The 14,124-nt window shown below is 72.2% G+C and carries 13 protein-coding genes; 9 read left to right on the forward strand and 4 right to left on the reverse strand.

All coding sequences use genetic code 11. The features are described 5' to 3' along the window. Positions 1-79: 79 nt before the first annotated feature. From AC5L3X_RS22230 to AC5L3X_RS22240, 3 genes are all read left to right on the forward strand, one after another. Entirely contained in the window at positions 80-658 is a 579-nt protein-coding gene (locus AC5L3X_RS22230; RefSeq protein ID WP_189125758.1) for a 1,2-dihydroxy-3-keto-5-methylthiopentene dioxygenase, read from the forward strand. 128 nt (positions 659-786) lie between these two features. Beyond that, complete coding sequence (locus AC5L3X_RS22235) at positions 787-1,743, forward strand: D-2-hydroxyacid dehydrogenase (protein ID WP_494859271.1); 957 nt, start codon at positions 787-789, stop codon at positions 1,741-1,743. A 3-nt stretch (positions 1,744-1,746) separates the two neighbouring features. Continuing rightward, the gene (locus AC5L3X_RS22240; protein WP_494859273.1) at positions 1,747-4,242 is read left to right on the forward strand and encodes an alpha/beta fold hydrolase; all 2,496 of its coding nucleotides are present in this window, start codon (positions 1,747-1,749) and stop codon (positions 4,240-4,242) included. Here AC5L3X_RS22240 and AC5L3X_RS22245 read toward each other — a convergent pair. Continuing rightward, positions 4,239-5,120 (reverse strand): diacylglycerol/lipid kinase family protein, encoded by an 882-nt coding sequence (locus AC5L3X_RS22245; protein WP_494859275.1) that lies wholly within the window; start codon positions 5,118-5,120, stop codon positions 4,239-4,241. The genes AC5L3X_RS22240 and AC5L3X_RS22245 overlap by 4 nt on opposite strands. 94 nt (positions 5,121-5,214) lie before the next feature. Here AC5L3X_RS22245 and AC5L3X_RS22250 point away from each other — a divergent pair, with 94 nt between their 5' ends. Next, complete coding sequence (locus AC5L3X_RS22250; RefSeq protein WP_494859276.1) at positions 5,215-5,964, forward strand: phosphatase PAP2 family protein; 750 nt, start codon at positions 5,215-5,217, stop codon at positions 5,962-5,964. Further along, positions 5,951-6,652: a phosphatase PAP2 family protein gene (locus AC5L3X_RS22255; protein WP_494859278.1), complete on the forward strand. Its 702-nt coding sequence runs from the start codon at positions 5,951-5,953 to the stop codon at positions 6,650-6,652. Before AC5L3X_RS22250 ends, AC5L3X_RS22255 begins: the two co-directional genes overlap by 14 nt. Here AC5L3X_RS22255 and AC5L3X_RS22260 read toward each other — a convergent pair. After that, on the reverse strand, positions 6,638-7,954 hold the full coding sequence (locus tag AC5L3X_RS22260; protein WP_494859280.1) for a wax ester/triacylglycerol synthase domain-containing protein: 1,317 nt from the start codon (positions 7,952-7,954) through the stop codon (positions 6,638-6,640). The two genes, AC5L3X_RS22255 and AC5L3X_RS22260, sit on opposite strands and share 15 nt — an antisense overlap. A gap of 253 nt (positions 7,955-8,207) precedes the next feature. Here AC5L3X_RS22260 and AC5L3X_RS22265 point away from each other — a divergent pair, with 253 nt between their 5' ends. From AC5L3X_RS22265 to AC5L3X_RS22275, 3 genes are all read left to right on the forward strand, one after another. Continuing rightward, positions 8,208-8,642 (forward strand): MarR family winged helix-turn-helix transcriptional regulator, encoded by a 435-nt coding sequence (locus AC5L3X_RS22265; RefSeq protein WP_494859281.1) that lies wholly within the window; start codon positions 8,208-8,210, stop codon positions 8,640-8,642. Then, positions 8,639-9,097: a hypothetical protein gene (locus tag AC5L3X_RS22270; protein WP_494859282.1), complete on the forward strand. Its 459-nt coding sequence runs from the start codon at positions 8,639-8,641 to the stop codon at positions 9,095-9,097. The genes AC5L3X_RS22265 and AC5L3X_RS22270 overlap by 4 nt, the downstream gene beginning before the upstream one ends. A gap of 182 nt (positions 9,098-9,279) precedes the next feature. Beyond that, a complete protein-coding gene (locus tag AC5L3X_RS22275; protein WP_494859283.1) occupies positions 9,280-10,959 on the forward strand; it encodes an AMP-binding protein in 1,680 nt (559 codons plus the stop codon). 30 nt (positions 10,960-10,989) lie between these two features. Here the strand turns inward: AC5L3X_RS22275 and AC5L3X_RS22280 are convergent, their stop codons facing one another. After that, positions 10,990-11,448: a MarR family winged helix-turn-helix transcriptional regulator gene (locus AC5L3X_RS22280; protein WP_494859284.1), complete on the reverse strand. Its 459-nt coding sequence runs from the start codon at positions 11,446-11,448 to the stop codon at positions 10,990-10,992. 132 nt (positions 11,449-11,580) lie between these two features. Between AC5L3X_RS22280 and AC5L3X_RS22285 the strand changes: the two genes are divergently transcribed. After that, complete coding sequence (locus tag AC5L3X_RS22285; RefSeq protein ID WP_494859285.1) at positions 11,581-12,861, forward strand: multidrug effflux MFS transporter; 1,281 nt, start codon at positions 11,581-11,583, stop codon at positions 12,859-12,861. A 96-nt stretch (positions 12,862-12,957) separates the two neighbouring features. On the opposite strand, the gene AC5L3X_RS22290 is transcribed toward AC5L3X_RS22285, so the two are convergent. Further along, the gene (locus tag AC5L3X_RS22290) at positions 12,958-14,115 is read right to left on the reverse strand and encodes an acetyl-CoA C-acetyltransferase (RefSeq protein WP_189125765.1); all 1,158 of its coding nucleotides are present in this window, start codon (positions 14,113-14,115) and stop codon (positions 12,958-12,960) included. Positions 14,116-14,124 lie beyond the last annotated feature (9 nt).

Consider the following 14,124-nt stretch of genomic DNA (forward strand, 5'->3'; position numbering starts at 1 on the left):
TGCTAAGCGCAGGTCACCGCGATTGTCTACTTTTCCTGTAGGATTTGTACCACTGTCCGGTTGGTAGCACAATCAGGGTATGACATACCTGACCGTGTACACGGACGCCGACGCCCCCGAGACCCTGCTGCGCACCGAGGACCCGGCGGAGGTCGCCGCCGCCCTCAAGGAGATCGACGTTCGGCTGCGCCACTGGCCCGTCGTCGACGGCCTCGCCGATGACGCCGGGCAGGACGAGATCCTCGAGGCCTACCGCGACCAGGTGGCCAAGGTCGTCGCCGAGGAGGGCTACACCTTCGTCGACGTCGCCCAGCTCCACCCCGACGACACTCCCGACTGGGCCGAGCGCGCCGCCGCGGCCCGCGCCAAGTTCCTCAACGAGCACACCCACGACGACGACGAGGTGCGCTTCTTCGTCAGCGGCTCCGGCATCTTCTACCTGCACGTCGGCGGCAAGGTGCACGCCGTGCTGTGCGAGCCCGGCGACCTGCTCAGCGTGCCCGCGAAGACCACGCACTGGTTCGACATGGGCACCACGCCCGACTTCACCGCGATCCGGTTCTTCCACGACGACGACGGCTGGGTCGGCGACTTCACCGGCGACTCCATCGCCTCGCGCATCCCCGACTACGACACCATCGCCGCCGGCCGCTCCTGATCCGGCCATCGCGCGGCCCGTGACGGGGTTTCCCGGCCACGGGGCGCCGAGCGAGGTTGATCTCGCTAACTTTTATATAATAGTATTGATGGCGTCACAGATCATCGACTTTCGGCGGGAACGGATCGATGCGCGTCGGCGGGATCGAGAGGGTGCACTGCTACGGCGGGTTCGCCATCGACGCGCTGGAGGCCGCGAAGGACGCCCTCGGCGGTCGCGAGGTGGTGGCCTGCCGGACGGCGCCGGAGTTCGGCGCCGAGCTCCACCGCGTCGAGGCCGTCCTCGGCTTCGGCATGCCGGTGGAGGACTGGTCCGTGGCCGGGCGGCTCCGGCTCGTCCATCTCATCGGCTCGGGCGTCGACAGCCTGCTCCCGGCGAAGGGCCTGTCGCCGGACGTGCGGGTGGCCAACGCGCGGGGCCTGTCCGCACCGGCCATGGCCGAGTTCGCGATCGCGATGCTCCTCGCCCTGGCGAAGCGGGTGCCCGACGCGCTGGCCAGCCAGCGGGCCCGCGAGTGGCGGCGGCACCCGCCGATGCCGGTCTCGGGCGCGACCCTCCTCGTGGTGGGCGCCGGACCGGTGGGGCGCGAGGTGGCCAAGCGCGGCAGGGCGCTCGGCATGCGCGTGATCGGGGTCCGCCGGACCACGGGCCCGGTCGAAGAGTTCGACGAGACGCACGGCGCCGACCGCTTCGCGGAGCTGGCCGCGCGGGCCGACGCCATCGTCATGGCGGTCCCCGCGACGGCGCGGACGCGGCGGCTGCTGGACGCCGCCGTCCTCGACGGATGCCGTCCCGGCTGCCTGATCGTCAACGTCTCGCGCGGCGAGGTCGTCGACGAGGACACGCTGGCCGTCAGGCTGCGCGCGGGCTCCCTCGGCGGCGCCGCGCTCGACGTGTTCGAAAGCGAGCCGCTGCCGGTCACCAGCCCGTTGTGGGGCGCGCCCAACACCATCCTCACGCCGCACGTGTCGTGGAGCTCCCCGGACTACCCGGCGCGCCTGGCCCGGCTGTTCGCCGAGAACGTCCGGCGCGTCGAGTCCGGCGAACCGGTCGTCAATCCCGTCGACCCCGCACAGGGGTACTAGGTCATGCGCACTGTTCCCTCCTGGTTCCGCGAAGCGCTGGCGTGTCCGGCGGACGAGGGCGACGTGGTCGTCGCCGGAACCCGGATCCACTACCGGGCCTGGGGCCGGAAGGGCCGGCCGGGCATCGTGTTCGTGCACGGCGGGGCCGCCCACGCGCGGTGGTGGGACCACGTCGCCCCCCAGTTCGCCGGCGAGCACCGCGTCGTGGCGCTGGATCTGTCCGGACACGGCGACAGCGACCACGCCGAGCGCTACAGCCACGAGAGCTGGGCCGAGCAGGTTCGCCACGTCGCGGGCGACGCGGGCGACGCGGGGATCGCCGGCCGCCCGATCCTCGTCGGCCACAGCATGGGCGGTCTGGTCTCGCTGCGGGCGGCGCTCTCGTTCGGCGAGCGACTCGCCGGGGTCGTCTGCGTCGACTCCGCGGTGCGCGACGTCACGAATGAGGAGATGTTCATCCGGCGGCAGCGGGCCCTGCGGCAGCCTCGGCTCTACCCGACCCGCGAGGCGGCGATGGCGAGGTTCCACCCCATCCCCGAGGTCGGACGGGCTCTCCAGTACGTCGTGGACCACCTCGCCGAGACGTCCGTACGGGAGACCGAAGCGGGCTGGACCTGGAAGTTCGACCCCGGTCTCTTCGGCCAGAGCTCCCTGACCCCCGGTCAGCTGTTCCCGCCGCGGTGCGAGGTGGCGTTCATCCGCGCCGAGCACGGTCTGCCGAGCGCCGAGGCGGTCCGCCTGATGCACGAGCGGGTGGGCAGCTCGCTGCCGGTCATCGAGATCGCCGACTCGGGACACCACGTCATGCTCGACCAGCCGCTCCCGCTCGTCGCCGCGCTGCGCTCGGTGTTCGCGCGCTGGGACGCGCCTGTCGCGCTGGAGAACGGCGCGTTCGCGAAGGAGGCCTCAGCGAAAGAGGCCTCAGCGCGGGAAGCCTCGGCGCGGGAGGAAGGGCGCAGGTCCGGTGGGAACGGCGCGGCGGGCTTCGACCTGCCGGCACGGCTGAGAGCCGTCCTGGCGGTCGATCCCACGGCCCCGGCGCTCGAACTGGACGGCCGGTGGCACACGTGGGGCGACCTGTCCGCGACCGCCGGCGCGGTCGAGTCGCACCTGCGGCGCGCCGGGGCTCCCGAGGGCGCCAAGGTGGGCGTCGTGATGCGGAACCGGCCCGGCGTGGTCGGCGCGGTGACGGGCGCGCTGATGTCGCGCCGCGGCATCGTCTCGCTCAGCCACCTGCAGCCGGCGGCCGCCCTGGCCCGGGACGTCGCGACCCTCGACCTGGTGGCCGTGGTGGCCGACGAGGAGGACTGGGCGGACGAGGGCCTGCGGGCCGCGGCCCGCGCGGCCGGCGTGCTCGGGCTGTCGGTGCGATCGGATGATCCGCGCCAGGTCGAGGTGATCAGCGAATGCTCGCTGACGCCCGCCGAGATCGGCACGCGGGCGCAGCCGGGAGTCGCGGTGAGCATGCTGACCAGCGGCACGACCGGCCCGCCGAAGCGCGTCCCGGTCAGCTTCCGCAACCTGGAGGCCAGCTTCGCCGGCGCGGCGCACTACGAGTCGGGGCGGCCGTGGCAGGCGCGGCTCCGCTCCGGGGTCGCGATCCTGGTGGCGCCCCTCCTGCACACCAGCGGGCTGTTCCGGCTGCTGCTCAACCTGCTCGACGGCCGCGCCGTGGCGATGCTGGAGAAGTTCACGGTCGACGGGCTCGTACGGCTGGTCAGCGCGTACGACGCGCACGTGCTGGCCCTCACCCCGGCGTCGCTGGCGATGATCCTGGACGCGGACGTCGCCCCGGAGGTGTTCACGCACGTGCGCGTCGTGGTCTGCGGGACCGCGCCGCTCAGCCCGGACGTGGCCGAGCGGTTCGAGGAGAGGTACGACGTCGCGGTCCTGGTCGTGTACGGCGCGACCGAGTTCGCCGGCGGGATCGCGGGATGGACGCTCAAGGACCGGCAGGAGTTCCGCGAGGCGAAGCGCGGCAGCGTCGGACGGGTGCACCCGGGCGTCGAGGTCCGGGTCAGGCACCAGGAGAGCGGTGAGCTGGTGCCGGCCGGCGAGGTCGGCCGGCTGGACGTCCGCTCCGCGCAGTCGGGCGCGGAGCCCGGCACCTGGCAGGAGACGACCGACCTCGCGCGCGTCGACGGCGACGGCTTCGTCTGGGTCGTCGGCCGGACCGACGACGTCATCATCCGCGGCGGGTTCAAGATCTCGACCGGGATGGTCGCCGAGGTCGTCAAGGAGCATCCGTCGGTGCGTGACGCGGCGGTCGTCGGCCTGCCGGATCGGCGGCTCGGCGAGGTGCCCGTGGCGGCGGTGGAGGTCGCGCGCGGGGCGGCGCTCGACCCCGAGTCGCTGACCGCGTGGGTTCGCGGCCGGCTGCCCGCCTACCAGGTGCCGACGGCGTTCGTCGCGGTCGACGCCCTGCCCCGGACGCCGTCGCTCAAGGTGAGCCAGGACCGGCTCAAGGCCCTGCTCGCCGCCGAACTCGGCGGCGCCTAGGTCAGGGGCAGGCAGACGGTCAGCCCGCCCGGCACGGCTCTGGCCTTGAGCCGGTCGGTGGCCTCGCGCTCGCCGCCGTCGAGTTCGTACAGCAGCGGCCTGCCGAAGCGGGCGGAGACCTTGCGGGCGCGGGTGATCCGGACCAGCGGCGAGTCCTCGGAGCGGCCGGTCGCCATGCGGCCGAGCACTCGGGCCCACTGGACCGGCCCCTGGGCGGTGGAGACGCCCACCTCCAGCCAGCCGTCGTCGGGCCGGGCGTCGTCGAACGCCTCGACGCCGCCGGCGATCGTGCCCACGTTGCCCAGCAGCAGGCAGCTCGCGTCGCCGTCGAACCAGGGCTCCCCGTCGACCTTGATCCGCATCGGCACCAGCGGCCCGCCCACGTGCCGGATGGCCGCCTTGACGTAACTCAGCTTGCCGAGCCGGCTCTTGTCCTGCCCGTCGGCGTCGGCGATCATCTCGGCCTCGAACCCGGCCCCGGCCATCACCGCGAAATGCTCGCCGTTCACCACCCCGAGGTCGAGCCGCTCGCGCCGGCCCTCGAAGCCGATCCGGACCGCCTCCTCCAGGTCGGCGGGGATGCCGAGGTTGGTGGCGAACAGGTTGCCGGTGCCCGCGGGGAGGATCGCCATCGGCACGCCGGAGCCGGCCAGCACGTCGGAGCACCGCTGCACCATGCCGTCACCGCCCCAGACGAACACCAGCTCGGCGCCCTCCTTCAGCGCCCTGCGAACCTTCTTCGGCGCCTTCTTGCTCTTGGGCACCTCGTACCAGAGCAGGTCACCGATGTCCTGCTCACTGATCAGGACGCGCAGCCTGTCCAGGCCCGCGCCGAGGGTCTTCTTGCGATGCGCGACGACCGCGATGGTGGGAGACATGCACCGGGACTACCCTCCGGCGCGGTTTTCACCGGATCTTCTTCGGCGCGTCGGATGAGGACTCACCGGCGTCCTTCCGGGTAGCGATGAGCGAATGCGGAACGAGGACCGGTCTCCATCAGACATCAGAGCCGACCGCGGCCTGGGGGTGCGCCTGGGAGTCGCGAGCGTCGCGATCGTGCTGGCCATGATCCCGTTCACGCTGCTGCTCGTCGTCGCCAAGATGCCGCTCAACCGGCTGGACGCCCAGGTCGCCCACAACCTGCACGCGTGGGCGCTCGACCATCCCGTGATGACCAATGTGCTCATCGTGTGGACCGACCTGTTCGGGCCCTGGCCGTGGCGCATCGCCGTCGCTGTCTACGCCGGCTGGCTGTTCTACCGGGGCGCCCCGAGGGTGGCCCTGTGGGCGGTCACCACGCTGACCGTGGGCGGCCTGCTCGGCCTCGCCCTCAAGGTCATCGTCGCGCGGTCCCGGCCGCACCTGCCCGATCCGGTGGCACTGGCGCCCGGTGATTCCTTTCCCTCGGGCCACGCGGTGAACGTGACCCTGGGCGTGGGAGTGATCATGCTGCTCGTGCTGCCCTCGCTGCCCCGGTGGGGGCGGCGCGTCGCCTGGGCCGTCGGCGCCTTCGTGGTGCTCTCGGTCGGCTACACCCGGATCGCCCTCGGCGTGCACTGGGTGAGCGACGTGGTGGCGGGGACCGTGCTGGGCGTGGCCGTGGTGGCCGCCACGGCGGTGGCGTTCGAGACGTGGCGGCGCGAGCAGGGCCGCAGGCCCGCGACACCGCTGACCGAAGGAGTGGAACCCGAATCCGTGAAGGTGACTCATGAGCAGAACTGAGCATGTGAGGTACTACGCGCTGACCGTCGTCTTACCGCTGCTGCTGATGCTCGGCGTGACGTACGGGATGGGCAGGCTGATCCTCGCGCTGCGCACCGGTGAGGCGTCCGCCAACCGCGACCTGGCCGCCGAGCGCACCTCGCTGTGGAACACCCTGACCGACTTCGGCAGCAGCCTCTCCGACACCCCGTACATCGTGGGGTTGACCGCGATCGCCGCGATCGTCTTCAGGCTCGTCTATCACCGCTGGCGGGAGTCGATCTTCCTGATCGTGGCCGTCTGGAGCCAGTCGCTCATCTTCCTCGCCACCACCGTGCTCGTCGAACGGAGCCGCCCGCCGGTGCGGCATCTCGACCCCGCCCCGCCCACCTCGAGTTTCCCCTCGGGTCACACCAGCGCCGCCGTGGCCTTCTACTGCGGGCTCGCGCTCGTCCTGGCCACGCACATCCGTAACCGGACGCTCCGGGTGGCGATCTGGACGCTCGGCCTCGCCGCGCCGCTCATGGTCGCCGTCTCCCGCCTGTACCGGGGCATGCACTTCCCCACCGACGTCGCCTGGGGCCTGCTGCTGGGCGCCGTCTGCGTCCTCGTGGCCGCCCGCTCCATCCTGTTCCGCCGCGACGAGGGCCGGCTCCGGCCGGCCTCACGCGGCGGGCCGAAGCGGGTCGCGTCGTCAGGCGGCGCCTGAGGCCGTGAGACGGGCGAGCTCATCGCTCAGCCGGGCGGTGAGCTCGTCCAGGTCGGGCACCCCGTCGGGATCGGCGATGAGGCTGATCGCGAGCGTGCCCGCGTAAGACAGGATCTCGAAGGTCACCGTCACGTTGCCGTTCTCGGCGACCGCCACGGGGATCACCTGGCTGATGGTCGCGCCGGCGAAGGCCAACGGCTGCTCGGGCCCGCGCACGTTGCTGACCAGGGTGTGGATGCGCCGCTGGCGGCGGAGATACCAGCGGTAGAGGCCGATCGCGGCCAGCAGCCGGAACATCGGGCCGAACAGGCCGGCCGCGAAGCCGTCGACGGCCGCCTTCCTGCGCTCCGCCAGCAGGGCGGCGTTCTTCACCAGCCGTTCCTCGGCGGTGCCGGTGACGGGCAGGCGGGCGATCAGCACACCGAACCGGTTGCCGAGGTCGGTGGAGGTGGCACTGCGCCGGACGGACACCGGCACCGAGACCGACAGCGCGCCGACGCGCTCGCCACGCCGTTCCAGCAGGCTGTGGAGCGCTCCGGTGACAGCCGTCAGCAGAACGTCGTTCACGGTGCACCCGTGACGGTGCGCCGCGGACCGCACCGCCGCCAGGTCCGCTCGTACGACGGCGAGCCTGCGCCGTCCGCCGGTCGGCCGCAGCAACGAGCACCGCGCGACGGGCTCCGGCCGCATCCCGCCCGTCGCGGCGGTGGCGGCCCTGGCCCCGCGCCAGAAGGCGCGCGGCCGCGCCAGGGCCCGCAGGCGCTCGGCGAGCGCGTCGGCGGCGAGGCGCCGCAGGGGTGGCGGGCGCCGGGGGAAGCCCGCTGGAGCGGGCCGTTCGGCCTGGTCGACGAGCGCCGCGAGCAGAGCGAGTCCGCCGATCCCGTCGGCCAGCACATGGTCGAGGACCACGATCAGCGCGACCGCTCCGTCCTGCAGCCCGGTGACGAAGGTCGCCGTCCACCGCGAGGGCGGCAGGGGGCCGGTCAGCACGGCGGCGGCCACGTCCAGCAACGCCCGCTCGTCCCCCGGCGAGGGGCAGGTGAGCTGCCGCACGTGCAGACCGATGTCGAATCGGGGGTCGTCCACCCACACCGGGCGGCCGCAGCCGAAGGGCACGGGCACCAGTCGGCGCCTCAGCCGCGGCACCGACCGGATCCGGTCGGCGAGCGACGCCATCGCCTCCGCCACCTCGAACTCCGGTCCCGCCTCCAGCACCAGGACCGCGCCGGCCCGCTGGGACAGCGACGGGCCCGACCCCATGGCCAGCATGGCCACGTCCGATGGGCTGGCACGGTCGATCATCGGCCCCTCCTCCGGCTGTGTGTCGGCTCGCCGCCGACGTGTGGTCAGTGGTGGGAGTCGGTCGTCGGCCGCCTGATCTCGTCCCGCATCAACCGTGCTGCTCCTGGCTCGCGTACGGCAGTGCCGTAGGTCTTCGAAGCGAGGGGACCTTCGTCCTGCCTACCGCCGCCTGACGACCTGGGGAACTATTGGCGGTGGCTGCGGCTGAGATGTCACTTGCAGCAGATGCAACGAAATCGTATAGTCCGATATCGTGAAAATCGAGTCCACGCCATCCGAGTGGTCGGCACTGCTCGCGCTGCAGCGGGCTACCCACGCCACCCTGCAGACGCTCGCCGCAGAGCTCGTCGACCTAGACCTGACCGCCTCCGAGATCAATGCGCTGGCCAACCTTGCCGACGGCCAAGGGCGAACCGTGTCCGAACTGGGCGCGGCCGTGGGCACCCGCCCCACCACGCTGACCAGCGTGCTGGACCGCCTGGAACGACGCGGCCACATCACCCGCGGCACCCGGCCGGGAGACCGCCGGGCAGTGCTCATCGAGCTCACCTCCTCCGGTCGCCTGACCGCCATCACGATCCGACAGGCCGTCACCGACCTGGAGCACCGCGCGCTCGGCAACCTGCCCGCCGACGCGATCGCGGGCCTGCGCGCCGGCCTGCAAGCCCTGACGGAAGTGTCCTCATGACCCCCCACCCCCGGGGGACGCAGGCCAACAGCGCCTCCACCTTCGAAGCGTTGATGGCCGAGGTAATGGCGACCGCTGAGCGGTTCGGTCACCGGGAGCATGTCCACCTGACCTGGCTGGCCGTGCGACGGTGCGGCGTGCCGGCAGCGGTCGACCTGGTCAGCGACGGCATCCAGCGCACCGCCCGCTACGCGGGCGCGCCGCAGAAATACCACGCGACCATCAGCCGCGCCTGGGTAGAACTGGTCGGGCACCACGCGGCCGAACTCGGCGAAGGCGACTTCCCCGCGTTCGCCGACCACCACCCCGCGCTGCTCGACAAACGCCTGCTGACCCGCTTCTATCGTCCGGCAACGCTGGCCAGCCCACAGGCGAAGACCGGCTGGGTCGAGCCCGACCTTGCCCCGTTCCCCTGGCAGAACGCGCCGCGACCGCAATCGCTGCCAAGGCCGTAACAGGCCATGTGCGGTTGGAGCCTGGCGGCTCCGCGGCCCCAGCAGGAAGTGGCGCCGGTGCTGTCGATTCCGGTGCCGGAGGAATCCCGGTGAGCGGGATCGCGGTCGAGAGGGCCGCGGCCGGCTTGCTCTGCTGTCCAGCGAGGCGGCGGCGTGCGCCCCGCGACCGCGAGGAGAGGACCGTGCCAGAGGTGAGCAGCCGTGAGGATCCCGTGGGCGCGCTGGCGGACGACCGTCCGGCGGGCCAGGTCACGTTCGCGGAGCTGATCGAGGCGCGGGCGGAGGACGACCGGGCCGGGCTGAAATTCGAGGACCGGTGCTGGACCTGGCGGGAGGTCGTGGCGCAGGCGCGGGCGCGGGCCGGGCTCGCCCGCGACCTGCGCCGGCCCGGCCCCTGGCACGTCGGGCTGCTCCTGGACAACACCCCCGAGCACCTGTTCTGGCTGCTCGGGGCGGCGCTGGCGGGGGCGGCCGTGGTCGGGATCAACCCGACCCGCCGGGGCGCCGAGCTGGCCGCCGACATCGACTTCACCGACTGCGGGCTGATCGTCACCGAGCCCGCGCGGCGGCCGCTGCTGGACGGGCTCGACCTGGACCGCCCGCCCGGCCGGGTGCTGGTCACCGGCATCGAGGAGTACGCGCGGGCGCTCGCGGACGCCTCTCCCCTGGGCTCCGGCGACCCGCGGCCCGAGCCCGGCACGATCTTCTCGCTGGTCTTCACCTCCGGCACCACCTCCGCGCCCAAGGCGGTGATCTGCAGCCAGGGCCGGCTCGGCCGGATCGCCGTGCAGCAGCGCGAGCGCAGGGGCCTCGGCCGCGACGACGTCTTCTACGTCGTGATGCCGATGTTCCACTCGAACGCGATCATGGCGGGCATCGCCCCCGCCGTCAGCTCCGGCGGCTGCGTGGTGCTGCGCCGCAGGTTCTCCGCCTCGGCGTTCCTGCCCGACGTACGCCGCCACGGCGTGACCTTCTTCAACTACGTCGGCAAGCCGCTGCACTACATCCTGGCCGTGCCGGAACGGGAGGACGACGCCGACAACCCGCTGCGGATCGCGTTCGGCAACGAGGCGTCCGAGCGGGACATCGCGGAGTTCGGCCGGCGGTTCGGCTGCGCCGTCATCGACTCGTACGGCTCCAGCGAGGGCGAGATCCGGATCAGCCGGGTGCCGGGGACACCGCCCGGCTCGCTGGGCGTCGCCGAGGAGGGCACGGTCGTGGTGAACCCGGAGACGATGGAGGAGTGCCCGCGCGCGGTGTTCGACGAGCACGGCGCGCTGCTCAACGCCGACGAGGCCATCGGGGAGATCGTCAACAAGGCGGGGGCGGCGGTGTTCGAGGGCTACTACCGCAATCCGGAGGCGACGGCGCGGCGGATCCGGGGCGGCTGGTCCTGGTCGGGTGACCTCGCCTACCGCGACGCCGCGGGTTTCTGGTACTTCGCCGGCCGCGACAGCGACTGGCTGCGGGTGGACGGGGAGAACTTCGCCGCCGCGCCGGTCGAGCGGCTGCTGTCGCGGTTCGGGGCGTTCGCCGACGTGGCGGTCTACGCGGTGCCGGATCCGGACGTCGGCGACCAGGTGATGGCGGCGGTGGTGCTGGCGGAGGGGCGGGAGTTCGACCCGGGCGCCTTCGGCGTGTTCCTGGCCGGTCAGCCGGATCTCGGCACGAAGTGGCCGCCGAGGTTCGTCCGGGTCACCGCCGAGCTGCCCCGCACGGCCACGAGCAAGGTGGTCAAGCGCTCGCTGCGGGAGGCGGCCTGGCGCACCGCCGATCCCGTGTTCGTCCGGCCCGGCACGGCTCTCACGTACGAGCCGTGCCCGTTGGACGATCAAGGCACCCCGGGCTCCTTGTCCATGTGAGGACCTGCGGCGACGCCACGCCACTGACGTTCAGCGGTCAGCGCCGACCTGGACCTCCAGCAGTGACACGAGCTGATTCAGCCCGTCGATGATCTGTGCACGCTGCTCCTGGCTCATCCCTCCGAGCAGTCGCGCCTCGATGGCGAGCTGCTCCGGAAACAATGCGTCGACGACCTTCTCCCCCTCTTCGGTGAGCCGCACAAGTGCCGCCCGCCGATCGGCTGGATTGGCCTGGCGCACGATGTAACCGCGCCGCTCGAGCTTGGCGAGCGTCTTGCTCAGCGCCGCCGGCGACCGGCCGATCTGCTTGGCGAGTTGCCGGGCGATGGTCGATTGCGCGGTGGTGCGAAGTTTGAGCATCACATCCAGCTCGGGCGAGGTTACCTGGGCGCCGTCGAAGAGCGGCTCAATGGCCAGATTGAGCAGAGCCTGAGCACGTTTGAGAGGCGCAACGACCTCCATCGAGGAGGTGTCGAGCTCGGGGTGCATGCGTTTCCACTGTTCACACGCACGTGGGACGGGGGCTTGCACTGGCCCTCCAAATCGTTAACCTATGAACTATTGGTTTCCGTTAACCAGTGAACTACTTACGATCCTATCCTCGGAAGAGGCAGCTCAACCATGCCCCAGAACACCGCCCCCTCGTCGGTCCGCACCAGGCGCCTCCTCCTGGTGCTCGCCGGGCTCACCGCCGTCGCCCCGCTCGCCACCGACATGTACGTTCCCGGCTTACCCACTCTTGCCGCGACCCTCAGGGCCTCCGACTCATCGGCACAGGTCTCGCTGACCGCCTTCCTCCTCGGCCTGGCCGTCGGCCAACTCCTGCTGGGGCCGGTCAGCGACGCGCTGGGGCGGCGCCGCGTGCTGCTCACTGGCGCGGCACTGTTCACCGCGTTCTCCGTCGCCTGCGCGCTCGCACCGAATATCCATGCGCTCAATGCCGCCCGCCTGCTCCAGGGCATCGCGGGCGCGGCCGGCCTGGTGGTGGCCCGCGCTGTGCTGACCGACCGCTACCACGGCACGGCCGAGGCGGCCCGGCACTTCGCGGCCCTTTCGGTGATCGTGTTCGTGGCCCCGGTGGCCGCACCCGTGCTCGGCGGCGCGATCTTGAGCGTCGCCTCCTGGCGGGTGGTCTTCGCTGCTCTCGCGGCCTTCGGCGTGCTGCTCATCGTGGGCACCCTGGCATGGGTGCCGGAGAGCCTGCCCCTTTCGGCCAGGCGACGAGGCGGTGTGCCGGGCACGCTAAAGGCTGTCGCCGCCCTGCTGCGCGAACGCGCCCTCGTCGGGTATCTCCTGGCCTCGTCGTTGGCCAGCGCCGCCCTGTTCGCCTACATCGCCGGCTCTCCATTCGTCTTCCAAGGCGTGTACAGCCTGTCCGCCACCCAGTACAGCCTGGTGTTCGCCGGCAACGCCTTGGGCATGCTCGCCGCCGGGCTGGCCTACGGCCGTCTGTCGGCACGCATGCGCATCGAGGCTCTCCTCGGAACGGGCCTCGTCCTGGCCCTGGCGGCCACAGCCGTGCTGGCCGTGGTGCTGTTCGTCACGGGCGGCGCCTTCAGCGTGACATGGGCCTGCCTGTTCCTGGCCGTCGTCGGCCTTGGCGTCGCCCTGCCCGCCGGCGTGACGATCGTCCAGTCGCTCGGCCACCGGGCGCCCGGAGCCACTTCGGGTTTGATCGGCGGCGGCCAGTTCCTCCTCGGCGCGGCGGCCTCACCGCTGACAGGGCTCATGGGAACCGTCAGTCCACTGCCGATGACCGTGTTCATGCTGGCTGTTCTCGCGCTGGCCGCGCTGGCCGTGGTCGCGGCCGGACCTCATACGCCCGGACCGAAACCGTCCAGCACGCCCAGCGAGCCCGTCATGCTCCCCTCACAGAACGCGTCGGACACCAGCACCGGCTGACAGACCCGCTACAGCGAGAAGCCGACTCCGTGAACACCGGATCCGCAGGGGCTCCCGGCGGACAGGACGCGGCTCAGGTCCTGCCCGCCAGGGCGGTCAGAGGCGCTCGATGACGGTGACGTTGGCCTGGCCGCCGCCCTCGCACATGGTCTGCAGGCCGTAACGGCCGCCGGTGCGCTCCAGCTCGTGCAGCAGGGTGATCATCAGGCGGGCGCCGGTGGCGCCGAGCGGGTGGCCGAGCGCGATGGCGCCGCCGTTCGGGTTGACCTTCGCCGGGTCGGCCCCGGTCTCCTTCAGCCAGGCCAGCACGACCGAGGCGAACGCCTCGTTGATCTCCACCGCCGCCATGTCGTCGATGGACATGCCGCTCTTCTTCAGCGCGTACGCCGTGGCGGGGATCGGGGCGGACAGCATCCGGATGGGGTCCTCGCCGCGCGCGGACAGGTGGTGGACGCGGGCCCGGGGGCGCAGGCCGTGCGCCTTCACCGCGGCCTCGGAGGCGATCAGCAGGGCGGCGGCGCCGTCGGAGATCTGCGAGGCGACGGCCGCGGTGAGCCGGCCGCCCTCCTCCAGGGTCTTCAGCTTCGCCATCTTCTCCAGGGAGGTGTCGCGGCGCGGCCCCTCGTCGGTGGTGACGCCCTCGAACGGGGCGATCTCCCGGTCGAAGCGGCCCTCGTCGATCGCGCGGACGGCGCGCTGGTGCGACTCGAAGGCGAACGCCTCCATGTCCTCGCGGGAGATGTCCCAGTCGCGGGCGATCATCTCGGCGCCGCGGAACTGGGAGACGTCCTGGCCGCCGTAGCGGGCCTGCCAGCCGCGCGAGCCGGCGTACGGGCCCTCGGTGAGGCCGAGCGCGTCGGTGGCGCCGCGCGAGGCGTAGGCGATCGGGATCATCGACATGTTCTGCACGCCGCCGGCCACCACGAGATCGCTGGTGCCCGACATCACGGCCTGGGCGGCGAAGTGCAGCGCCTGCTGAGAGGAGCCGCACTGCCGGTCGACGGTGACGCCCGGCACCTCCTCCGGCAGCCCGGCGGCCAGCCAGCAGGTGCGGGCGATGTCACCGGCCTGCGGGCCGACCGCGTCGAGGCAGCCGAACACGACGTCCTCGACCGCCGCCGGATCGACTCCGGAGCGGGACATCAGCTGGGTCAGCGCGTGCGCGCCGAGGTCGGCCGGGTGCACGCCGGAAAGCCCGCCGCCGCGCCTGCCCACAGGGGTGCGCACCGCTTCGACGATGTATGCCTCCGCCATCGGAAACTC

The sequence above is a fragment of the Nonomuraea sp. CX421 genome, assembly GCF_059358955.1.